This window comes from Paenibacillus sp. FSL R5-0744 (genome assembly GCF_037972555.1).
Classification (GTDB): Bacteria; Bacillota; Bacilli; order Paenibacillales; family Paenibacillaceae; genus Paenibacillus_AQ.
Genome location: NZ_CP150228.1, coordinates 6,817,802 through 6,839,915 on the forward strand (window position 1 = coordinate 6,817,802; position 22,114 = coordinate 6,839,915).

Below are 22,114 nucleotides of genomic sequence, written 5' to 3' on the forward strand. Positions count from 1 at the left end.
ATTGTAGAATAATTGCTTGCCATATATATAATGCTTCCTGAATCTTTATCAGGCAGTCATGACTTTATTTCTCACGGCGATCAACTGACCCTTATTCCATTATCTTATTGTCCCCCCTTTCAAGAAATTCAGGTCATTCAAAATTATAGAAAAAAAAGTTTTTTGCGGTTCTAAAATAATGTGGACTAAAACAATATTTCTATTGTAATCACTAAATGGATAAAAAGAAACCACAAATAACGACATGAATAGGGAAAAAGCACCAAACCAAGTAATAAATACTGGTATGGCGCTCCGACTTTAGTTCCTAATTCTGAGCGGATTCATCATATGTTTAACCCGATCTCCGGATTGTAAACCACGGAAAAATCCGTAATCAAATAATTTTGCTGCCCCTTCAAATCGGCTCTCATAAGTCTTTGCCCCCATAACGACTGCAATAAGCCTATGCCCATCCCGCTGAGCCGAGCCTGCAATACAGTATCCTGCCCGGTTATTATGTCCAGTCTTTAATCCATCTGTACCCTCATAAGCGTAAATGCCACCCATAGCTGGCAACATGAAATTGCTATTACTTACATATAGCCCCTTATTCTTCAAATGCATTTGTGTACGGCTGGAAATATTGAGAATATCCGGATGATGATAGATTAGTGCGGCAGCCAATTTAGCGGTATCACGAGCTGTCATCATAGTCTCACCGCTGATATGCATATTCGGATCAGTGAAACCAAGATCCTTACCTGATAGGCCCGTTGCATTAGTAAATATTGTACGAGAAGATAAGCCTAGACTATGTGCCTTGTCGTTCATCATGAGCACAAAAGAGGCTTCTGAACCAGCCATATACTCAGCCAATGCAACAGTAGCATCGTTGGCAGAATAAATAGTGACTCCTTCGAATAATTCTCTTATAGTATAGAATTCTCCCCGCTTCAATGAGAGACTTGTGCCGCCCATTTTACTTGCATAGGCACTAATTGGGACTCTATCCTCCCATCTAATCATTCCAGAGGAGATTTGATCCAGCACAATCATTTCTGTCATTAATTTAGATACACTGGCCGGTGGCATGGGTACATCACCATTAATATCCACCCATATATCTCCGGTATCCATATCTAGAAGCACTGCTGATTCCGCGTCAATATTCGGTTTAAAACCAAGCCCAGTTGGCCTCCATACCGCAATTAAGACAACGACTAATACAGCTGCGATTGCCCCCACTACTATCCGTCTCTTCATCGTCGTCATCCTCCATACTATATATGACGAATGAAACTACAATTTGATTTCACTTTTCACAAAAAATTATTATTTTATTTTTCGTCCTCTTCCTTAATCCACCATTTATAAGGGTCTATAATCGTACTCATTGAATTCACGCGAACGCCCTGTAGGCGCTTATTTACTGGAACTATCGCTTTTCGTTCGGCAAAAAAGATCATAGGCACCTCTTCATTAACCAGCTTCTGCCACTCATAGTATATTTCTTTACGATAATCCATATCGTATGCCTTCATACTTACGCCTTCACGAATCAGCTCTTCATTCCGCTCGGAAGACCAACGGGGATAGTTCCATAGATCATTTTCTCTCCATAGACCTGTTGGATCGGGATCACTCGCTAGCCCCCATACTCCATAAAATAGTTCGATAGACGGATTATCGGCTTCCACTGCGTCGTAGAAAGCATGGAATTCCTTTAAGGCTCCACCGTTCAGCTGTACATCGAGTCCAACATCACGCCAATTTCTTAAAATGGCATTAGTACGTAGCTCTGCTGTTTGACTGCCTAGCATAGAATCAAAATGGATCATCAGCTTCTGGCCCTTTGGGTCTTCCCGTAATCCGTCACCGTCTAGATCCAAGAACCCAGCAGCATCCAGCAGTTCCTTGGCCTTTGTAGGATTATACAGATAAGCATTAATCTCAGTATCAGGGATCTTCGCCCAGCTAGTGCTAGATATTGGAGTCTCTACAGGCTCAGCTAAACCGTGGGAATATGCTTTGATGATCCCTTCACGATCTAAAGCATAATACATAGCTTGCCGTAATCTTTTGTCTTCAAATTTAGGGTTATCCATTACGATGGTCTCGGTTTCCGTATCCCAATGCCCGAATTTAAAACCTATATATTCATAGCCTAGCTCAGCAGTTTGCAGAATGTTAATATTATCCAGTTCTTTTAGATCATCATAAGCATCCCGAGGGGCTGACTCTATGTCAATCTCTCCTGTTTTAAAGCGTTCAGCCACTTCCTTATCGTCAAATGCCTTATACACTATCCCATCCAATAGCGCTTTGCCCTTGTAATATTGATCAAAACGTTTCATTTCTACCCTCTGGCCAGGCTGAATATGTTCAACCTCAAAAGGGCCAATACCTATAGGAGATTTTCGCATCTGGTCACTTTCAGGCATATCTTTAACAGCAATTCCAGTATAGTATTTTTTATTCATCGGATAGGGCCACAGACTATCGATGGTGTTTACCCGTGCAGCAGTTACAGTTATTTTCAAAGTATAAGGATCTATAACCTTCAATCCGGATATGCCCTTCGCTTCTCCCTCATGATAGGCTTCTGCACCCTGAATCATTTCAACACTATAATAATGCGAGCCCGTATAATCTGGACTAGCAATAGTTTCAATTGCGAATTTCCAATCCTCTACCGTTAATTCATCACCGTTATGCCAACGGATTCCCGGTTTAATTTTAAAGGTAAATACTTTATGATCATCAGATTCCTGCCAAGAGGCGATATTAGGAACCGTCACTAGTTCATCATTTACCTGAAACATCGGCTCAGTAATAAATTCCAGCACATGAAAATCATCTTCACCTTCATAAAAAGCAGGCTCAAACAAACCCGTAAATGGTGAGGAGAATCCGTAGGTAACTACTCCACCAGCTTGTGGCTTATCGTCTACTATATTATGGCGCGAAGATAATGGATTACTGCTAGAAGTTGTTCTACTACATGCTGACAATAGAGTTGCCATCACGAGCAGCGTTAACAACAACCTGCATATTTTCTTATTATTCATGTGTTTCTTCCCTTCTCTAGTTGAACGTATATCTACATTTAAGTTATGGAACATAAATATTTTTACTGTAACAAAGTTTTATGGTGGTTACAATAACTTCTAAGCCCTAGGCCTTTACTCCTGCTTGAAATTCACTTATTTCGTTATAACTATAAAAAAAGACCTGTCTCGTGGACAGATCTTCATTGAATCTATTCTTCATCTCTGTGCGTAATCGTTAAACCCTCAACATGTTTACGCTGCATCAACTTGCGCTTTTTACGTGTATCCTTACTCTCAAAAATAATATCAAAGTCATATTCCTCCGGGTATAGCTCTTTTTTTGAAAGATAGGGCTTCAACCGCTTATGGTTAATTTTCATTTTTTGCTTCTGGATCATCACCCCAACCATTCCTAAATGATCTCTCTTCTCATATACGATCCCTGTCCGGCCGAGTGACGTTACCACAACTGCATCTCCAATTTCAAATTGAATCAGCTTCTCCTTGCTGCGGTCAGATGGAGCAGCCTCTTCTTCTGCGTTGCCATGTTCCTTTTCTGGAAGTGCAGCATATTCTTGCTCTCCATCTTCTTTGCTCAAAAAACTTCCCCATGCCTCTCCGCTGCCTTTCTGTAGCCTTTGTTGCTGCGCCTCTACGATTTCCCATGATCTCTTAATAACGTTATCCTGTATCCCCAGCTTTTTAGCGATCTGCAGAGCGTAACTTTCCCCTGCTTCTCCAATCGTCAATCGATACAACGGCTGTAGCGTTTCTTTATCAAATTCCATTTGCGCATTTTGAAAGCCCGTCGTTGCGGCTGCAAAGGCTTTTAGCTCATTAAAATGTGTAGTAACAATAATATTCGCCCCTTTACGGCTCAGCTCTTCCAGAATCGCGATAGAGAGCGCAATGCCCTCCCCGGGATCCGTACCAGCCGCCAGCTCGTCAATGAGCAGCAGCACCCCTTTAGATGCATCTCTCAGCATTCCCTCAATACTCTTCATTTGCGCCGAGAATGTGCTGAGGGATTGTGCCAGACTTTGTCCGTCGCCAATTACACTGATTACATCCGTAAAAATAGTGAATTCGCTACCCTCCTCGACCGGAATCAACAGCCCCGATTGAGCCATGATCGTCAGCAGCCCTAGTGTCTTAAGGACCACAGTTTTACCACCTGTATTTGGGCCTGTAATGATAAGGGATTTATACCCCTTACCAACCTCCAGATTGATCGGAATCATCCCCTTCAGCATGGGATGCCTGCCTCCATTCATCTTTAGAAAGCCTTTCGCATTCAGCGTAACAGAAGATGCCCCCAGTGTTCGTGCATATTTAGCTTTAGCAAAAATAAAATCATACGTGCCCGTAGCCTCAATATTAAGGTGCAGGGCAGCCTGTTCCTGTTCTACCAAGCTAGTCAGCATGCTGAGGATTACGGCTTCTTCTCGCGCCTCTTCACCCAAAAGCAAATCAAGCTCAATTTGGAGAGCAGCGATCTCGTCTGGTTCAATAAATACCGTCTGTCCACTTGTGGATTGATCAAGCACCGATCCTTTTATTTGTTTATGATATTCCCGTTTTACGGGGATAACGTAACGTCCACCTCGCTGACTATAAATATTCTCCTGCAAAATCGATTGATGGCGTGACATAATTCCGTCGATTTTTTTATGAAGACGTTCTTTAGCCACTACAATCCGTTTACGAACTCGCTCTAACCCCTTACTTGCTCCATCATCAATCGCACCAAAACGGATACAGCGATCAATAGCCTCCCTCACGTGATTTAACTCCATTAACGAGGATGCATATGCAGCAATCCGTGGAGCGCTCTGTTCTTTAGAGGCCATATATTTGCGCAGTTGACTACAGCTCTTAAGAAATATAGCAACCGCAGTGAAATCTTGCTCACTGTACAAATATCCCGTCCCCATTAATGACATGATCCACTCAATGCCTTCTAATGAAGGAATGGGTACACTCGATCCTCGTTCCAGCAGTTCTTTAGCTTCAGAAGTTTCCTCCATTGCTCTTTGAATCGTCGGCAAGTAGGTCATTGGCATAAGCTCTTCTACAGCTTTTTTTCCTACATAAGATACTGCGTGGCGCCCAAGCTCGGTTTTAATGATTTCGTATTCCAGCGTGTTTAGACTTTGTAAATTCACAGCAAATTCTCCTTCAAATCTCTATTGGTTTGGACCTAATTCTCCATAACGCAAAGAAGGGCAAAGAATGCCACTATGGCAGTCCTTGCCCTTCTTTTTATACTGATGCCCTCTATCGTCCTAAGGCCCCGAAATGAGAACTGGTGCCGAAAAACAAAAAAACCGTGCAATAAGAGCACGGTTAATTACAAAGAGAACAACAGCCGTAAAGAGGCCATTTGACGCTTCGTGTGTTCTTAACTAAATCATCCACCCGTAAGGAACAACAGACTGCTGCGTAATACGAACTCAAATAGAGCACGTAATCGCCTCATGACGAGCCTGCTAAAGCCTTCCTAATCAAGTGTTATGAAATTGCTAGTTAAGAACGGTCACCGACATCAAAATTTCCCCTTTAGTTATAGGATAGCTGTAATTTAACATAATAAAGTTCCAACGTCAAACGATTCAACGCCTAAATAATTCGATTTCATGCTTACCCTACTATGAATGCTTGCTTTTCTGCATACAAAAAAAGCAGCCGGTTTCCCGACTGCTTTTATAAAACGTCCTATTCCGTTGTGTAAGGAAGCAACGCGATTTGACGCGAGCGTTTTACAGCAATGGTAAGAGCGCGTTGGTATTTTGCACTTGTACCTGTTACACGACGTGGCAAAATCTTTCCACGTTCGCTGATGAACTTCTTAAGAAGTTCGGTATCTTTATAATCAATGTGAGTAATCTTGTTCACAGTGAAAAAGCAAACTTTTTTACGCTTGTTGCGTCCACCACGACGTGCTGGTCTTTTGTCGTTGTCAGCGCCTTCTCTTGGTTTAAAAGCCATATTCTTTTCAGTCCTTCCTAATTAAAATGGCAAATCATCATCCGATATATCAATCGGTTTACCATCGCCCGAAAAAGGATCTTGAGTATTGTTGTTACGCGAGAAATTATTGTTGTTATTTCCGCGTCCAGCGTTACCACCGCCACCATATGCTGGCTCTTCAGGCATACTACTTGCACCACTTGAAGTATTTCCACCTTCACGGCTCTGTGAAGATTCCAGGAAACGAACATTATCAGCAATAACTTCAGTTACGTATACACGTTTGCCTTCGTTATTCTCATAATTCCGCACTTGGATGCGTCCTTCCACTGCTGTCAGACGACCTTTGCGCAAGTAATTGGCACAGGTTTCTGCTAGCTGTCTCCAGGTTACAACCGGGATGAAGTCTGCCTCACGTTCACCGTTCTGGCCCGTAAAGTTACGATCTACGGCTAGCGTAAATTGCGTTACGGCAACACCAGCGGGAGTATAACGAAGTTCCGGGTCACGGGTCAACCGTCCGATCAAAATGATACGGTTCAACAATTCTGGTCCCCTCCTTTAGAGCGATTCATTACAAAGCTTGTCAAGATCTTAAGCAACGTCGTTCGTAATGAGATAACGAATAACTTCGTCAGAAATCTTCATAAGACGTTCTAATTCAGTAACTACTGCAGGTTCTGCATTGAAGTTAACCAAAACATAAACGCCATCACGGAATTTCTTGATCTCATACGCAAGACGGCGTTTACCTTGCACTTCGTGCTTTGTAATTTCCCCGCCATTGGAGATGATGCCTTGGAATTTATCGACTGCTGCTTGAACGGCTTCTTGTTCAATGTCAGGACGAATAATGTACATCACTTCATATTTGCGCATAATTTTCACCTCCTTATGGTCTGAGGCCCCTAATCACGTCAGGAGCAAGGAACGAGCACAAACATAGACTCGCACTAGACTAATATACCAAAATGAACAGCAGAGTGCAAGCAATATTAATACAGGACAACTCCTCCCCCTCTTTTTACATGAAAAAATCACTACCTGCGCACAATAATTACGAATTCATCTACACTAAAAAAGGAGGAATAATGATGGGTGAGAAAACGGAATATGAAGAAGGCGACAAGGCCCCCAATCCAGGCATGTACACAGAGGTAGGCGAAGCGCGAAGCTTCCATACTGAGATTTCCAATCCACAGCACATTAAAATGGAAAAAGGGGACACCTTCCCTGAGACCACCAACAAAAATCGAAAGTGGAAAAAGGTTGAAAAAGCACGGGTCCACTAATTCAAAAATATTTTAAAAATAAATGTGTATAAAAAGCCCGACATTACACATACTATACTCAGGCAGTACAAAAGAGAGGTGTGGTTCCGTTGGCCGTCGTAGACGAACACAATCACAGGAGATCTGATTCAGCATCTATTGTAAGCTGGGAAGAGTAGTGGGTTATTGCCTTAAAAAAGCATTAGCCTCAGCAACGCCTAAATCACTTTAGTCGCTATAAACAGAGAAATTCCAAACATCATTGATGTACTGCCTCCTAAAGAAGGACCCGAAAGGGCCCTTCTTTTTGCGTTATATATTATCCTGTATATCGGCTACTATAGACACAAAAAAACCTCCGTTACAGGAACGAAGGATTCATTAAATGTTATATATGCTGAAGTGGCGGAGAGGGTGGGATTCGAACCCACGCACGCTTTGACACGCCTAACTGATTTCGAGTCAGCCCCCTTGGGCCTCTTGGGTACCTCTCCGCAGCAAAAATAATTGTATCATGCAGACATGCCATTTGCAAGCTTAATTATTGTCTGTATTTTCCTCCGCAGAGCGCAGTACCTTCTTCATATTCTTCTCGAATTTAGCACGGGGAATCAGAACACTATGCTGACAGCCTGTACATTTAATTCGGATATCCATCCCCATGCGAATGATTTCCATCTCATTAGATCCACAAGGATGCTGCTTCTTCATTTGCACTATATCCCCAAGCTGAAAAACTTTACGTTCCACTATTCTTCCCCCTCTTCTCCTTCTTGTGTAGCTGCGATTTGCCGTCTTGATCCAGTGTTTGTCGACCCTTTAACTTCTAGTGCATGTTCTGTTTTCGCAAGATCTATTTCAGCCTTCGCCTCTGCCTCTGCTTTCTTACGTGCTTCTTCTTCAGCTTGAGCTAGTTCCAGCATGCTCTGTTTCTCTAATGCCTGCTTTATGTCGTTCTGAATTTGTCTTTCCGCTGCATCTCTTGCATTAGGAGCACAGCTGGCAGCTATACGAATCACATATTCCGAGGTACTCATGGACTGTATTCCGAGCACGTTAGGGTAAGCAAGCACATGGGAGTTACGTTCTTCTATTCCTTTTAGCGCCTCGCCAATTAATCCTAACGTGGCTTCCAAGCTTCGCTCCATTTTAACAGGAACATCAACTACAGCCAATGCATTGGAAAGAGAATAGTTCGTTACATTCGTAATTAGTCCATTAGGGATAATAAATACTTCTCCGGTTGCACTTAACAGTCTTGTTGTTCGCAATCCGATTAATTCTACAGTCCCTTTATAAGTACCTGTCTGAATTACATCACCAACTGCAAATTGGTCCTCCAAAATAATAAAGAACCCTGTAATAACATCCTTCACCAGACTTTGTGCTCCAAAACCTACTGCCAGACCAAGTACACCCGCTCCGGCCAACAAGGGTGCTAAATCGAAGTGGAACTCTGAAAGAACGAGCATGATCATCACAAAATTACAGATAACCGTTACTACATTTTTCATCAATTCCCCTACCGTAGTAAACCTTCGTGTGTTAGACAGAATTCTGCCACCCGTTTTACGTTCAAGCGAACGATCAATAATATTAGAAACAATCTTAATAATAACCCTAGTTAAGAGAAATATAATAAGAATTCGTAGTCCTGAGAATAAGACATTGGCCCACATATCAGCATCGGTAAACCAATTCCACACCTTATCTTTAAAACGCAAGGCATCTTTTACAGCATCACCGGGAGTAGTAGCCTCTAATATCCACCTATTCATATTGTATAGTCCTCCCTACCTCTCAATCAGTATGTAGTTCTCGTTGTGTTTTCCGTAGATACCGCGTATTTCGATATTCTGTTCCGTTACTATCCTTTGTACCTCTTCCAGTGCACTTTGATAAAACTGAATCGATATCGCGCATCCTGCCGTGATCTCTTTCGGGGTTGGAAATATATCAATTTCAATTTCCGCATACTCAAGCAGCATTTCAGCACGAAGCGCCTGCTGGGTAGAGTCAAACGCGATCAACATCTCTTCCTGCATATACGTTACGCCTCCCATAGGTTTATCGTCCTATCTCTTGCCGCTGTAGTATAAAACCCCTCTTCTATCCATATACTAGATACCATCAAATAGAATCAGCTTCAGAAAGGAAGATGGTATGAATTTTTCATCGAAAGCTACATCAGCGCAAGAAACGTCCTGTTTAAAAATATCACATACCGATCCCGATATCTATTCTGCTATTACCCACCGGCTACTGTTTCACTTTGCACGTACACGCCCGGAAACACAGATTGTCGTCATTTGTGTAGGTACGGACCGATCCACAGGAGATTCTCTTGGCCCTCTTGTTGGCACTGCATTGTCACGTTTTCATAGTCCGCTGTTTCATTTATATGGAACTCTTGAGGAGCCTGTCCATGCTGTTAACCTTGAGGAAACTCTATCCCTAATCAACGAAAGATATAGTAACCCCTTTATCATCGGTATAGATGCTTGTTTAGGTCACTCTACTAGTGTAGGATGCATCCAAGTCGTTGAAGGGCCTTTGAGACCAGGTGCTGGCGTAAATAAACAATTGCCGCCGGTAGGTGATATCCATTTGACGGGAATCGTTAATGTCGGCGGCTTTATGGAGTATTTTGTATTACAGAACACGCGATTAAGTTTAGTTATGCGATTATCTGATATTATAGCTACAAGTCTATATTCTGCCTTAAAGCAATGGAATCTTCATGCTAGGTCCGCTGCAACGCGAGAGTAACTACTTCTTTTTCTTCAGGTGATAAGACATATTGTGATTCGCCATTCTGCATAGGTTTAGAGTAAATGTAAGAATTCTCACGATTATGAAGACTGGTTAATACAATACCACTACTGTTGTCATCCAGTATAGCGACTGAGAAACTCAGATCATTGCCACGTTCACCAAAGGCATTATAACGCTTCAGCGCAATATTGGACTTCATGCCACGCATTCTAGTTTGAGTTGCTTCTAATACGTTTTTTTGCTCACGTTGTTCTTCTTCCAGCATGTCGCTTTGGTTCTTCAGATCAATTAGAAGGCCTTCCAGATCCTCCACACCGCTTCCAGCCATCATGGCCTCATATTTACGCCGCATAGCACGCAGCTTAGCCCCCTGGGCGATCACAGTGATTATCAGCACCAACATAATCACTGTAAAACCGAACACAAACCACTGCAACTGCTCACTAATTAATTGATTTAATTCAGACATGAATGGACCATCCTTTTTATTCATCTGCTGCGGGCATTGCCATATAACTCATCCATAGCAGCCAGCATTCTGCTTATATTATGCTCTGTCGTATCTACACCTACACTCGCCCGAACAGCACCACTCTCTAGCGTGTCAACCGCCTTATGTGCCAAAGGGGTACAATGCATACCCGCTCTGACCGCTATTTTATAATCACGATCTAGACGGTGAGCAATATTCGCCGATTCTTCTCCATCTACCACAAAAGATAAAATGCCAGTTCTCGGAGCCCCTAGAGAGGGTCCTAATATTCTAATGCCTGGGATGTTGGACAACCCTTCCATTAACTTTTGAGTTAATGTCCATTCACTCTCATGGATAACGTTCGTCCCTAAAGATTGTACCTTTTGAACACCTGCTAGTAAACCGGCAATCCCTACCGTATTTTGTGTTCCCGCTTCATACCGATCTGGACGAACAGAGGGCTGTTCACTGTTTTCAGATTGACTACCAGTTCCTCCATGCATCAGGGGTTCCAGGTCCAATTCAGGTGATATATAAAGTCCGCCGGTTCCTTGTGGTCCAAGTAGTCCTTTATGCCCCGGAAATGCCAACAAGTCTATATTCATTTTTTTAACATCAATATCAATTGAACCTGCGCTTTGAGCAGCATCCACCAGAAATACAGCACCATGCGATTTAACGATATCGCCAATATCACCGATAGGGAGTATACTCCCTAGTAAATTAGAGCTGTGATTGCAGATCACCATTTTGGTATTCGGCTGGAAAGCATTTTTGAGTTCTTTTAAATCCAATTGCCCTTCACGATCCACTTTTAGATAATCAACTTTTATCCCTAGTGTCTTACGCAAGTATTCCAGCGGCCGTCTCACAGAATTGTGTTCTGTCATCGTTGAAATCACGTGATCTCCCACTTTAAGCGTCCCTCTGATCGCCATATTCAAACTCATCGTAGTATTATGGGTAAAAGCTATATTTTGCGCATTAGATACACCGAACAATCCCGCCAGCACACTCCGCGTCCTTACTAACACTCGACCGCTTCCTATCGCTAGCGAGTAATTACCTCTACCAGCATTTGCCCCTGACTGCAGAGCATTCAACATCGCAGTTGCAACCTCTGGTGGTTTAGGCCAGGAAGTAGCTGCATGATCCAGATATACGAAGTCTTCCATAACCTCGCTCCTCGTCTATTACCCTTTTTTAATCAACTTATTCAAAAAAACATACCCCTAATTATCCGATTAAGGATATCTCAGGATATGTTCTTGGCATAGATACCCATTTAGTTACCCAATAATTCCAACAATCTTTCTAAATCCTGAGCACTATAGTAATTCAGTTCAATCTTCCCTTTTTCCTTACCCTGTTTTATTTTCACTGTTGTTTTAAAACGTTCACGCAATACTTCCTCTACATTATCAATATAGGGATCACGTTTAACAACTTTGACTTTAACTCCATTAGTAGGTTTTCGGTCCAAGTTCTTCACTGTTTCTTCTAGCTCTCTTACACTCCACTGTTGTTCCACGCATTGTTCGGCCAGTTGTTTAATCACTTCTGGATCCTTTAAAGCAACAATTGCCCGCGCATGCCCCATTGACATTGTTCCACGTGAAACATATTCTTTTACTTCTTCAGGTAAAGAAAGCAATCTCAGGAAGTTGGCGATATGAGATCTGGACTTCCCTACCTTGAGCGAGAGTTCTTCCTGCGTAAGTGAAAACTGATCCATTAGGCCTTGGTAAGCCACTGCAATTTCCATTGCATTTAGGTTTTCACGTTGCAAGTTCTCGATTAATGCAATCTCCATGACTTGCTGATCACTAAGATTTCTAACGACTGCTGGAATTGTAGCTTTGCCACAATATTGCGAGGCACGGAATCTGCGTTCGCCGGCAATGATCTCATACCCCTTCAATACGCTACGAACAATGATCGGCTGAATCACGCCATGTTGTCTGATCGATTCTGCTAGTTCTTGAATGGCCTCTTCATTAAAGTCTTTGCGCGGTTGATATGGATTAGCCCGAAGTTGAGCTAAAGGGATCTCAACTACCTTATCATCTTCATTAATTGATAAAGATGGAATTAGCGCATCCAGACCTTTTCCTAATCGTTTACTCATAAGAAATCACTTCCTTTGCCAACTCTAAATACACTTCCGCTCCTTTAGAGCGAGGATCATAAGTAATAATGGATTGTCCATGTGACGGCGCTTCACTTAACCGGACATTCCGAGGGATAATCGTTCTATATACTTTTTCTTGGAAATACTTCTTAACCTCTTCTATCACTTGAATTCCCAGATTGGTCCGGGCATCAAGCATAGTCAATAATACTCCCTCTATCTTCAGATGCGGGTTGAGATTTTTTTGCACCAGACGAACGGTGTTTAAGAGCTGACTCAAACCCTCAAGCGCATAATATTCACACTGAATCGGGATGATTACCGAATCCGCCGCCGTAAGGGAATTGATTGTTAAAATGCCAAGTGAAGGAGGACAATCGATGATAATATAATCATAATTGTTTTTAACCGCATTCAGCGCCTTTTTTAGCTTTAGCTCTCTGGAAATCGTCGATACTAACTCGATTTCCGCACCCGCTAATTGAATGGTCGCCGGAATGATATGCAGTCCTTCATTTTGAGTTTCCAGTATGGTTTCTAGAGGATTTACCTCATTTATAAGAATGTCATATATACAATTCGCCACGTCCGCCTTGTTGACGCCAACGCCGCTAGTAGTGTTACCTTGAGGATCGATATCAACTAGAAGCACTCTTTTTCCTAATGTAGCCATACCGGCACCTAGGTTCACGGAGGTTGTTGTTTTACCGACACCGCCTTTTTGATTTGCTATGGCAATAATCTTGGACACTTATTTCACCTCGAATAGTTAGGAAGAATCTTCTCGTAGATCGCAAGTACAAATGTTCCTGACGCTGAGATAGCGTCACACTTTATGAAGAATATAGACAACTATTATATACTGGAACTTTAAATTACAGGCCTGGCCAACACATCCCGGTTCTAGCCACACCAAAGGCGGCCAATCACCTCAAGGCCGCCTTTAGCTTTTGAAACAATTTATCTTTTGGGGATTTGGATTACAATCTCGTAATGGTCACCACGGTCATTTTCTGACGTTTTGATTTCCATCCCTGAGCCTGACACCATATCAATAGATTGACGAATTGTATTAAGAGCTAGACGAACATCCTTGGTATAGGAGACCCGCTTTGATTTTTTAGTTTGTGAGACTTGTTTGTAGAAAGCAATACGAGCTTCTGTTTGTTTAACATTTAAGCCTTTTGAAATGATTTCTGCCAACACTTTCAGTTGCATCTCCACACTATCGAGTGATAATAATGAACGTGCATGTCTTTCAGAAATCTGACGCTCCATTAACGCCGTCTTAACCTCTTCAGGTAAATTAAGTAAGCGAATTTTATTAGCTATGGTAGACTGACTTTTACCTAGTCGTTGTGCTAAGCTTTCTTGCGTCAATTGATGAAGATCAATTAACTTTTGATAAGCAACAGCTTCTTCAATAGAGGTCAAGCCCTCACGCTGTAAGTTTTCTATAAGCGCAATAGATGCGGCTTGTGAATCATTGAATTCACGAACAATGGCTGGAATCGTCTCTAAACCAAGCTTTTTGACCGCACGCCAGCGTCGTTCACCTGCAATGATCTCGTACACGGAATCTCGCATGCGTACAACTATGGGTTGAATGACCCCATGAGTTTTAATCGTCTGGCACAACTCATCGATCTTGTCGTCATCGAATATCGTCCGTGGTTGGTAAGGACTGCTAATGACCTCATGAACTGGTATTTGTTTAATTTCTTCTCCGCTGCTCCGCTCGGTAAATCCAAATAGCTTGGTAAATTGTTCTTTCATTCCGTTCATAACCACCTAATTTCGTTATAGTACGATCTTCTTGACCTTCTTCTCGGAAAGCGTATCGTACAGCAATAAAAAACATTCTGATATTATGAAATGGCCTGCAGCTATCAGGCATCATAATCTCTCCTTCTTTCGAACAAGAGTACAGAGAAGGAGTTATATACAAAATTAAAAGTCTACTATGCTATTCTATCACTTTTCTCTACATAATCATATTCTCCGTAAAGACCTATTTTTCCTGCATTTTCATAATGATAGCCGCTTAATAAACATATCAATTTAGTTTATCTTTTAATTAACGTTCATTTAAGATCGTTATCGCAATTCCACTCAAAAAAGGTCATCCTCTAAAAAGAAGATGACCTTAAATATATTTGCCAATCTATAATGTTTCACGTGAAACATTATTTGATAAGTGGTGTTTTGGCAGGAATTCCCGCTTTTCGTGGGTACTTAGCAGGAGTGGCACCTGTCTTACGAATAATGACAATATGTCGCGCCGACTCTTCCACAGGCAAGCTGAACGACTCTACTTTACCAAGTTGAGCACGAAGCTCTTTTAAGCTGTACTTCGCCTCACTTAATTCTTCTGATGGATCGATTCCCTTCATGGCAGCGAAAACTCCATCCTTACGTGTGAAAGGAAGACAAAACTCATTCAACAAGGATAATCTTGCCACCGCACGCGCAGTCACCAAATCATAGGCGTCACGATGCTTGAATTGCCGGGCAATATCCTCCGCACGCCCATGAATCAATTGCACATCAGTTAATTTCAACGTAGTACAGACATGCTGCAGAAAAGAGATTCTTTTACTTAATGAATCAATGATCGTAAGTTTCAAATGTGGAAAACAAATTTTAAGCGGAATTCCTGGAAACCCGGCTCCCGAACCGATATCTGCCAAATTGTTTATCTCATTGATATTAAGGAAAAAGGCTAGAGAGATCGAATCATAAAAATGTTTCGTGTAAACCTGCTCACGCTCTGTTATTCCAGTGAGATTCATTTTTTCATTCCAGGATACGAGTTCCTTATAGTAAAGATCGAATTGCTCCAATTGTTCTGCTGTAAGTGTAATGCCTCTTTCTTGTAAAAGCTGTGTGAATTGAACTTCCGTATTATCCATAGATTATCCTTTCGCCGCGGTTACCCGGTTGTAATGCTCGAGATATACGAGGAGAATAGAAATGTCGGCAGGTGTGACTCCCGCAATCCGAGAGGCCTGCCCGATAGAGATTGGACGGATCTTAGTCAGCTTCTGCCGCGCTTCCATCGCTAATCCATGGATTTCATTATAATTAATGTCATCTGGAATTTTCTTCTTCTCCATCTTTTGCAAGCGCTCCACATGTTGGAGCTGTTTTTCAATATATCCGGCATATTTGATTTGGATTTCCACTTGCTCCTTCATTTCTGCATCCAGCATTTCCGGTGATGGCGAGACTTGATCTACGAAGCTATATACAAGCTCTGGACGCCGCATCAAAACAAGCAAATTACTGCCGTCTACAATAGGTGCCGATTCATATTGCGCTAGTACATGGTTTACCTCAACAGGTTTAACCTTTGTCTCTTGCAGACGAACAATTTCACGCTCCACCCGTTCTTTTTTATCCGTGAAGTTATCGAAACGCTCCTGTGTAATCAAACCAATGTCGTAACCGATAGGTGTAAGTCTTAGATCTGCATTATCATGGCGAAGCAACAAACGATATTCTGCACGTGAAGTAAGCAGACGGTAAGGTTCATTAGTGCCCTTAGTCACCAGATCATCAATGAGTACACCAATGTATCCCTGTGAACGATCTAAGATTACGGGTTCTTTGTCTTGCACTTTGCGTGCTGCATTAATTCCAGCCATTACACCTTGGCCAGCTGCTTCTTCATAACCGGAAGTACCATTGATTTGTCCAGCAGTGAAAAGACCTGGTAAACGTTTAGTTTCAAGAGATGGCCATAGCTGTGTAGGAACCATTGCATCATATTCAATAGCATAGCCGTTACGCATCATCTCTACCTTTTCCATACCAGGGATGGAACGCAGAATCGCCAGCTGTACATCCTCAGGAAGACTAGTCGACAGACCTTGTACATAGTATTCCGATGTATTTTTTCCTTCTGGCTCTAAAAAGATCTGATGCTTAGATTTATCACTAAATCTTACTACTTTATCTTCAATAGATGGGCAATAACGTGGACCTGTTCCTTCAATAATACCCGTAAACATCGGCGCACGATGAAGGTTGTCATTAATAATCTGATGAGTAACCTCAGAGGTATAAGTTAACCAACAAGGAAGCTGTTCATTGTTGGATGATTTCGTTTCAAACGAAAAGAATTTAGGCTCATCGTCGCCGGGTTGAATTTCTGTCTTCGAGAAATCGATTGTATCGCGATGTACACGTGGTGGTGTACCTGTCTTAAAACGTACCAATTCAAAACCAAGCTCCCGCAAATTCTCAGACAGCTTCACTGATGGCTGCTGATTGTTAGGTCCACTCTCATATGTCAGTTCACCCATGATCACTTTACCACGCAGGTAAGTACCTGTGGTCAGGATAACTGTCTTACTATGGTATTCCGTTCCTGTCTTCGTAACTACACCCGCACAACGTCCATCCTCTACGATTAAACGCTCAACCATCCCTTGACGAAGCGTCAAATTAGGCGTTTTCTCCATCGTTTCCTTCATTGTATGTTGGTACAAGAACTTATCAGCTTGTGCACGCAATGCATGCACCGCAGGTCCCTTCCCTGTGTTAAGCATACGAAGCTGAATAAAAGTCTTATCTATATTACGGCCCATTTCTCCGCCTAGCGCATCAATCTCACGCACCACATGTCCTTTGGCAGGTCCGCCTATGGACGGATTGCAGGGCATGAATGCAACCATATCCAGGTTAATTGTGATCATCAACGTGCTGCAGCCCATTCGTGCTGACGCTAGAGCTGCTTCGCAACCGGCATGACCGGCGCCAATGACGATTACGTCATAGTTGCCTCCATCATAACTCATGTCCTGTTTCCCCCTAATGTTATATTAAAATGTAAAACCTATTTCCCTAAACAAAATTGTGAGAATATTTGATCTAACAACGAGTCCGCTGCCGTATCGCCAATAATTTCACCGAGTTGTTCCCATGCTAGCCGTACATCGATTTGAATCATATCAATTGGAATATACTGTTCCGCCGCATCGTATGCATCCTGTAGTGATTTATAGGCTTTTTTAAGCAGTGCAATATGTCTCACATTACTTACATATGTCAAGTCACCCGATTCCAGCTTTCCACCAAAAAAGAGTGTCGAAATGGCATCTTCAAGTTTGTCTAGACCTTCCTCTTCCAGAACAGACATCGGTACGATGTTGGACTCCTCAAAGAACGAGAGCAACTTATCCTTATCCAGTTTGGGCGGTAAGTCCATTTTATTCATGATCACTAGGCATTGTCTACCTTGGATTTGTTCCATCAATGCCAATTCGTCCTCATGCAGCTCTTCGTTAGCATTTAGCACAAGTAGAATCAGATCCGCATCACTAACTGCCGCCTTGGAACGTTCTACGCCAATCTTCTCCACTACATCCATCGTTTCACGAATTCCCGCCGTATCAAGCAGCTTAAGCGGAATGTTGTTTATCGTTATATATTCTTCGATGACATCACGTGTTGTTCCAGGAATATCTGTTACAATCGCTTTGTTATCACGTGCTAACGCGTTTAATAAAGAAGATTTACCAACATTGGGACGACCAACTATAGCTGTCGTTATCCCCTCACGAAGAATTTTCCCTTCATTAGAAGTCTTAAGAAGCTTTGTGATTCCTTCCATCACTTCACTGCTTTTATCTTTAATAAATTCAGCTGTCATGGATTCTACATCATGCTCTGGATAATCTATATTTACTTCGATATGAGCCAGCATCTCAATAAGTGTATGGCGCAAAGCATGAATTCGATCCGACAAGGATCCACTAACCTGCTTTAAAGCCACAGAAAACGCACGATCCGACTTCGAGCGAATGAGATCAATAACCGCCTCAGCCTGTGATAAATCAATACGTCCACCCAAGAAAGCACGCTTGGTGAACTCACCCGGCTCGGCTAACCTTATCTCCTGCTGAAGAAGTAAGTCCATCACCCTTCTTACAGAAATTACACCCCCATGAGCACTGATCTCTACTACATCCTCGGTCGTAAAAGAACGTGGGCCCTTCATTACGGTTACAAGTACTTCTTCCATCTTCTCTCCGTTATCCGGACTAACGATATGCCCATAATGAACGGTATGCGATTCCGCTTCAGTTAACGGAACTCGGCTACGAAACAAAGGCGCCACTTGGGAAATAGCCTGAGGGCCACTTACCCGAATAATAGCAATTCCTCCCTCGCCTAATGCCGTCGATACGGCAGCAATGGTGTCACTAAGCATGCTGTTTTTCACCCCAAAACCTATATTTTTTTGATCATAAACGGTCTTATATTGTTAAAAAAGCAATGACCCCTTACATTGGTCAAGGAGTCATTGCATCATATAGTCTTTACTTCAAAGTTATAACGACGCGGCGATTTGGCTCTTCGCCCTTACTAAGGGTATTCACTTGCCGATGATCCTGTAATCTGGAGTGAATAATTTTCCGTTCCTGAGGTGACATCGGTTCCAGCACTACCTCTTTACGAGTCCGAATGACACGACTGGCTAAACGATCAGCCAGCTCTTCGAGAGTTTTTTTACGCCGCTCACGGAAGTTCTCCGCATCTAGCACAAGCCGTATAAAACTGTCGGAGTAACGATTAGCTACGATATTAGCCAAATACTGCAGAGCATCGAGAGTTTGTCCTCTTCTACCAATCAAAAGTCCCAAATCTGGACCTGATATCTGCAGAATCGTGGATTCCTTAGTGTGGACGATTTCGACTTCCACTTCGAGCCCCATGCTCTTAGCGACATCCACAATGAAATGAACGGCTTCTTGGTAAGCTTCCTCCACCGGTTGTCCGGAATCTTGGCGTGGCACACCGCCGTTAGCCTCCTGTTTGCTCTCTCTTGTTGACTGCTGAGGCAGTGACGGAGCACTCGCCGCTGATGCCGGTGCGGCTTCGGCTATCAAGGTTAACTCAACCTTGGCACCTTTCGCACCGATCAATCCCAGGAATCCTCTTGATGGCTGCTCAAGTACGTTGACCGTTACCCGGTCCTTTTGAACTCCAAGCTGGGTTAGTCCCCGTTCTACAGCTTCTTCAATGGTTTTCCCTGTTGCGACGACTTTGCTCATTTTGACTTTTTGGCTCCCTTCGATGCTTTACTGCCGCCTTTGCTCTTCACAGCAGTTGAGTCATCTGTACTTTTCACAGCACTTGCGATTGCCAATTTATGTTTATCGTTGTTGCGATATAAGAAATAGTTCTGAACAATAGTGTAAATGTTACTGTAAACCCAGTATAGCGGCAATGCTGCTGGGAAGTTGTAGGACATAACGAAAATCAGAACTGGATAGATCATCATCATGAACTGCATTGGCCCTTGTTGTTGCATCGGGTTCATTTTAGTCATCATTCTAGTTTGTATAAATGTTGTTAATGCTGCAAGCACTGGTAAGATAAACAGATGATCCGGCTTACCTAGCTCCAGCCATAAGAAGGAGTGCTCCCGTAGATGTGGATTATAGTAGATCGAGTTGTAGAGAGCGATAAAGATAGGCATTTGTACGATCAGCGGTAAACAACCCGCCATTGGATTAACCTTATTCTCTTGGAACAAACGCATCGTTTCTTGCTGCACCTTTTCAGGTGTGTCTTTATATTTTTTCTGGATCTTTTGGAGTTCCGGTTGAATGGCTTGCATTGCCCGCGAGCTCTTCACCTGTTTAATCGTAAGCGGAAGAATCAACGTGCGGACAATAATAACCATCACAAGTACGGCTAAACCATATTCTCCGTTAAACCAATCAGCAAACTTGTCCAAGGCAATGGCGAAATAATACACTACATTACTTTGCCAGAAGCCTCCATTCTTTAAATCCTCCGTAGTGTGCGTAACAGCAGCTGACGGAGCGCATCCCGACAGAACAGCTAACGACAACACCATCACTGTGATGAGGAGAAACCATTTTCCCCGTCTAGTCTTCATTAGAGACACTTCAAAACCCCTCTCTTGAACATTCCATTCCACCGTAAATCATACCATAATTATGAATACAAATAAACAAGCCTCTTATGCGTCCTTTATTTGCGGGAAGCCTTGAGTAGCTTGGCTTTGCGCAGTACATGCAGCACGCTTTTTTCGAGCTCTGCGTATTCCATGGAAAGCGCTCCTTTTCTTACGATAAACACCATATCGAGTCCACCTGCAATTTCAGGTTCATGATGACGGACGATTTCCTTCACCAATCTTCTCATTCGGTTACGGACAACCGCGTTTCCAACCTTTTTACTGACCGATACCCCAACTCTAAATCGCTCTACCTCTTTTTTGCTAAACCAATACACTACAAATTGATGATTCGCAAATGACTTCCCATGGCGATATACACGACTGAAGTCGGCACGGTTTCGTAATCGTAACTTTTTGTGCACGGGAATCTCCTTCATAAATCCGGTTAAAAGTATCGTTCCGAATTTTTTTCTTCTAATAGTATAGTCATTTGGATGTCGCCATAAACGACCGCGACTACAACGCCGAAATTTCCCTTCTATATTATAGAAAGAAAAATATTCTCAACTTCTCACAAAATAATTCTGTATATACGTTAAATAGCCCCGCAAAGTGTAGCTAGCGCATTAAGCGAGATCCTAGTCGTTTGCAGAGCAAATAATAATAAAAAGCAGTAAAAAAAGACCACCGGAGTGGTCCCTTAGTGGCCTAACTTACGCACTCAAAACTTTTCTGCCTTTCAAGCGGCGAGCTGCCAGCACTTTACGGCCGTTTTTCGTGCTCATTCTTTTACGGAAACCGTGAACCTTCTTGCGTTTGCTCACATTTGGTCTAAATGTCGGTCTCATAATTGCACCTCCCTTACAGGAACTTAATTACTGTCATATAAGCAGAAACGGTCTAAGCCGTCCTTATAGTAGGGACAGTATCTACATGAATCATCATTTAATTATCGAGACATATCCTTACAGAAAACACCTTTATATATTTAAACATATTTTATGCGCAAAAGTCAACCTACTGCTGCCTCCAGACCCTCCCTCTAATTCAAGCCGCTTATCCACAACTCCCATTAGAAAAAAAGTAATCCACAAGATATGACAGTTATCCACCTGTGATCAAAAAATAAAGTCGACTACTCACAGATGAGCACAACCTGTGTATAAAATTATCGAAGCTTTGGCGTAAAGTGTCGAACCGTAAACAAATTATCAACAATATGTAGTGGTGTTCCTAATAATTGTACACAAGTGCTTGAATTTGTGGATAAAATAGCCCTGCTCATTGAAAAATAAGGGGCGTTTTGCTATGATGGTATTACTTTTGAATGTGAATAGATTTGTTTGTTCTCTTAATTATCAACAAGCTGTGGATAAAGTTGTGAACAAATCAAATTTATCCATATTTTTTTGTCTCTTCATATTGCCTACTGGGGATAAATATCAGCACCAACCTATTTTCTTCGACATTTCCACTTCATGGCTGATGCCACATTTGGAAGATTTAAAGGAGTGACAGTCT

At 42.4% G+C, this 22,114-nt stretch carries 23 protein-coding genes and 1 tRNA gene; 2 read left to right on the plus strand and 22 right to left on the minus strand.

Features of this window, described 5'->3' with window-relative positions; all coding sequences use genetic code 11:
- Window positions 1–300 precede the first annotated feature (300 nt).
- The 6 genes from MKY19_RS30190 to rpsF form a co-directional block, all read right to left on the minus strand.
- Window positions 301–1,245, minus strand: coding sequence for a D-alanyl-D-alanine carboxypeptidase family protein (locus MKY19_RS30190; RefSeq protein WP_339244147.1), 945 nt, complete (start codon window positions 1,243–1,245; stop codon window positions 301–303).
- A 74-nt stretch (window positions 1,246–1,319) separates the two neighbouring features.
- On the minus strand, window positions 1,320–3,050 hold the full coding sequence (gene opp4A / locus MKY19_RS30195) for an oligopeptide ABC transporter substrate-binding protein (protein ID WP_339799573.1): 1,731 nt from the start codon (window positions 3,048–3,050) through the stop codon (window positions 1,320–1,322).
- A 191-nt stretch (window positions 3,051–3,241) separates the two neighbouring features.
- Entirely contained in the window at window positions 3,242–5,197 is a 1,956-nt protein-coding gene (locus MKY19_RS30200; protein WP_339799575.1) for a DNA mismatch repair protein MutS, read from the minus strand.
- A gap of 550 nt (window positions 5,198–5,747) precedes the next feature.
- A complete protein-coding gene (gene rpsR, locus MKY19_RS30205; RefSeq protein WP_036651767.1) occupies window positions 5,748–6,020 on the minus strand; it encodes a 30S ribosomal protein S18 in 273 nt (90 codons plus the stop codon).
- Between the two features lie 21 nt (window positions 6,021–6,041).
- Window positions 6,042–6,548 (minus strand): single-stranded DNA-binding protein, encoded by a 507-nt coding sequence (ssb, locus tag MKY19_RS30210; RefSeq protein WP_036677780.1) that lies wholly within the window; start codon window positions 6,546–6,548, stop codon window positions 6,042–6,044.
- 48 nt (window positions 6,549–6,596) lie between these two features.
- On the minus strand, window positions 6,597–6,881 hold the full coding sequence (rpsF, locus tag MKY19_RS30215) for a 30S ribosomal protein S6 (protein WP_036677776.1): 285 nt from the start codon (window positions 6,879–6,881) through the stop codon (window positions 6,597–6,599).
- A 215-nt stretch (window positions 6,882–7,096) separates the two neighbouring features.
- Here rpsF and MKY19_RS30220 point away from each other — a divergent pair, with 215 nt between their 5' ends.
- A complete protein-coding gene (locus MKY19_RS30220) occupies window positions 7,097–7,294 on the plus strand; it encodes a YjzC family protein (protein ID WP_042131720.1) in 198 nt (65 codons plus the stop codon).
- Between the two features lie 382 nt (window positions 7,295–7,676).
- Here MKY19_RS30220 and MKY19_RS30225 read toward each other — a convergent pair.
- The 4 genes from MKY19_RS30225 to MKY19_RS30240 form a co-directional block, all read right to left on the minus strand.
- A tRNA-Ser gene (locus tag MKY19_RS30225) sits at window positions 7,677–7,767 on the minus strand.
- A 43-nt stretch (window positions 7,768–7,810) separates the two neighbouring features.
- Window positions 7,811–8,023, minus strand: a complete 213-nt coding sequence (locus MKY19_RS30230) for a DUF951 domain-containing protein (protein WP_042193044.1) — start codon at window positions 8,021–8,023, stop codon at window positions 7,811–7,813.
- A complete protein-coding gene (locus MKY19_RS30235) occupies window positions 8,023–9,051 on the minus strand; it encodes a mechanosensitive ion channel family protein (protein WP_339799577.1) in 1,029 nt (342 codons plus the stop codon). Before MKY19_RS30235 ends, MKY19_RS30230 begins: the two co-directional genes overlap by 1 nt.
- A 15-nt stretch (window positions 9,052–9,066) precedes the next feature.
- The gene (locus MKY19_RS30240; RefSeq protein ID WP_042193047.1) at window positions 9,067–9,318 is read right to left on the minus strand and encodes a DUF3343 domain-containing protein; all 252 of its coding nucleotides are present in this window, start codon (window positions 9,316–9,318) and stop codon (window positions 9,067–9,069) included.
- A gap of 118 nt (window positions 9,319–9,436) precedes the next feature.
- Between MKY19_RS30240 and yyaC the strand changes: the two genes are divergently transcribed.
- Complete coding sequence (gene yyaC / locus MKY19_RS30245; RefSeq protein WP_042131724.1) at window positions 9,437–10,042, plus strand: spore protease YyaC; 606 nt, start codon at window positions 9,437–9,439, stop codon at window positions 10,040–10,042.
- Here the strand turns inward: yyaC and MKY19_RS30250 are convergent.
- The 12 genes from MKY19_RS30250 to rpmH form a co-directional block, all read right to left on the minus strand.
- Window positions 10,017–10,517, minus strand: coding sequence for a DUF4446 family protein (locus tag MKY19_RS30250; RefSeq protein ID WP_339799579.1), 501 nt, complete (start codon window positions 10,515–10,517; stop codon window positions 10,017–10,019). The two genes, yyaC and MKY19_RS30250, sit on opposite strands and share 26 nt — an antisense overlap.
- A 20-nt stretch (window positions 10,518–10,537) precedes the next feature.
- A complete protein-coding gene (locus tag MKY19_RS30255) occupies window positions 10,538–11,698 on the minus strand; it encodes an aminotransferase class V-fold PLP-dependent enzyme (RefSeq protein ID WP_339799581.1) in 1,161 nt (386 codons plus the stop codon).
- Window positions 11,699–11,808: 110 nt separating this feature from the next.
- On the minus strand, window positions 11,809–12,651 hold the full coding sequence (locus MKY19_RS30260; RefSeq protein ID WP_042193054.1) for a ParB/RepB/Spo0J family partition protein: 843 nt from the start codon (window positions 12,649–12,651) through the stop codon (window positions 11,809–11,811).
- Window positions 12,644–13,405: an AAA family ATPase gene (locus tag MKY19_RS30265; protein WP_042131728.1), complete on the minus strand. Its 762-nt coding sequence runs from the start codon at window positions 13,403–13,405 to the stop codon at window positions 12,644–12,646. The genes MKY19_RS30260 and MKY19_RS30265 overlap by 8 nt, the downstream gene beginning before the upstream one ends.
- 209 nt (window positions 13,406–13,614) lie before the next feature.
- A complete protein-coding gene (gene noc, locus MKY19_RS30270) occupies window positions 13,615–14,430 on the minus strand; it encodes a nucleoid occlusion protein (protein WP_076285062.1) in 816 nt (271 codons plus the stop codon).
- A gap of 410 nt (window positions 14,431–14,840) precedes the next feature.
- The gene (gene rsmG, locus MKY19_RS30275; protein WP_339799583.1) at window positions 14,841–15,566 is read right to left on the minus strand and encodes a 16S rRNA (guanine(527)-N(7))-methyltransferase RsmG; all 726 of its coding nucleotides are present in this window, start codon (window positions 15,564–15,566) and stop codon (window positions 14,841–14,843) included.
- Window positions 15,567–15,569: 3 nt separating this feature from the next.
- Complete coding sequence (gene mnmG / locus MKY19_RS30280) at window positions 15,570–17,456, minus strand: tRNA uridine-5-carboxymethylaminomethyl(34) synthesis enzyme MnmG (RefSeq protein ID WP_042193060.1); 1,887 nt, start codon at window positions 17,454–17,456, stop codon at window positions 15,570–15,572.
- A 38-nt stretch (window positions 17,457–17,494) separates the two neighbouring features.
- Window positions 17,495–18,871 (minus strand): tRNA uridine-5-carboxymethylaminomethyl(34) synthesis GTPase MnmE, encoded by a 1,377-nt coding sequence (gene mnmE, locus MKY19_RS30285; protein ID WP_339799585.1) that lies wholly within the window; start codon window positions 18,869–18,871, stop codon window positions 17,495–17,497.
- A gap of 109 nt (window positions 18,872–18,980) precedes the next feature.
- Entirely contained in the window at window positions 18,981–19,715 is a 735-nt protein-coding gene (gene jag / locus MKY19_RS30290) for an RNA-binding cell elongation regulator Jag/EloR (RefSeq protein WP_042193066.1), read from the minus strand.
- Window positions 19,712–20,578: a YidC/Oxa1 family membrane protein insertase gene (locus tag MKY19_RS30295; RefSeq protein WP_042193068.1), complete on the minus strand. Its 867-nt coding sequence runs from the start codon at window positions 20,576–20,578 to the stop codon at window positions 19,712–19,714. The genes jag and MKY19_RS30295 overlap by 4 nt, the downstream gene beginning before the upstream one ends.
- 86 nt (window positions 20,579–20,664) lie before the next feature.
- Window positions 20,665–21,015 (minus strand): ribonuclease P protein component, encoded by a 351-nt coding sequence (rnpA, locus tag MKY19_RS30300; protein ID WP_042193070.1) that lies wholly within the window; start codon window positions 21,013–21,015, stop codon window positions 20,665–20,667.
- Window positions 21,016–21,306: 291 nt separating this feature from the next.
- Window positions 21,307–21,441, minus strand: a complete 135-nt coding sequence (rpmH, locus tag MKY19_RS30305) for a 50S ribosomal protein L34 (RefSeq protein WP_039295761.1) — start codon at window positions 21,439–21,441, stop codon at window positions 21,307–21,309.
- Window positions 21,442–22,114 lie beyond the last annotated feature (673 nt).

Coding starts and splice junctions, on each gene's coding strand:
- MKY19_RS30190 (WP_339244147.1), bottom strand. CDS start 1,245: ATGAAGAGACGGATAGTAGTGGGGGCAATCGCAGCTGTATTAGTCGTT.
- opp4A (WP_339799573.1), bottom strand. CDS start 3,050: ATGAATAATAAGAAAATATGCAGGTTGTTGTTAACGCTGCTCGTGATG.
- rpsR (WP_036651767.1), bottom strand. CDS start 6,020: ATGGCTTTTAAACCAAGAGAAGGCGCTGACAACGACAAAAGACCAGCA.
- rpsF (WP_036677776.1), bottom strand. CDS start 6,881: ATGCGCAAATATGAAGTGATGTACATTATTCGTCCTGACATTGAACAA.
- MKY19_RS30220 (WP_042131720.1), top strand. CDS start 7,097: ATGGGTGAGAAAACGGAATATGAAGAAGGCGACAAGGCCCCCAATCCA.
- MKY19_RS30235 (WP_339799577.1), bottom strand. CDS start 9,051: ATGAATAGGTGGATATTAGAGGCTACTACTCCCGGTGATGCTGTAAAA.
- MKY19_RS30240 (WP_042193047.1), bottom strand. CDS start 9,318: ATGCAGGAAGAGATGTTGATCGCGTTTGACTCTACCCAGCAGGCGCTT.
- yyaC (WP_042131724.1), top strand. CDS start 9,437: ATGAATTTTTCATCGAAAGCTACATCAGCGCAAGAAACGTCCTGTTTA.
- MKY19_RS30250 (WP_339799579.1), bottom strand. CDS start 10,517: ATGTCTGAATTAAATCAATTAATTAGTGAGCAGTTGCAGTGGTTTGTG.
- MKY19_RS30255 (WP_339799581.1), bottom strand. CDS start 11,698: ATGGAAGACTTCGTATATCTGGATCATGCAGCTACTTCCTGGCCTAAA.
- MKY19_RS30260 (WP_042193054.1), bottom strand. CDS start 12,651: ATGAGTAAACGATTAGGAAAAGGTCTGGATGCGCTAATTCCATCTTTA.
- noc (WP_076285062.1), bottom strand. CDS start 14,430: ATGAAAGAACAATTTACCAAGCTATTTGGATTTACCGAGCGGAGCAGC.
- rsmG (WP_339799583.1), bottom strand. CDS start 15,566: ATGGATAATACGGAAGTTCAATTCACACAGCTTTTACAAGAAAGAGGC.
- mnmG (WP_042193060.1), bottom strand. CDS start 17,456: ATGAGTTATGATGGAGGCAACTATGACGTAATCGTCATTGGCGCCGGT.
- mnmE (WP_339799585.1), bottom strand. CDS start 18,871: ATGCTTAGTGACACCATTGCTGCCGTATCGACGGCATTAGGCGAGGGA.
- jag (WP_042193066.1), bottom strand. CDS start 19,715: ATGAGCAAAGTCGTCGCAACAGGGAAAACCATTGAAGAAGCTGTAGAA.
- rpmH (WP_039295761.1), bottom strand. CDS start 21,441: ATGAGACCGACATTTAGACCAAATGTGAGCAAACGCAAGAAGGTTCAC.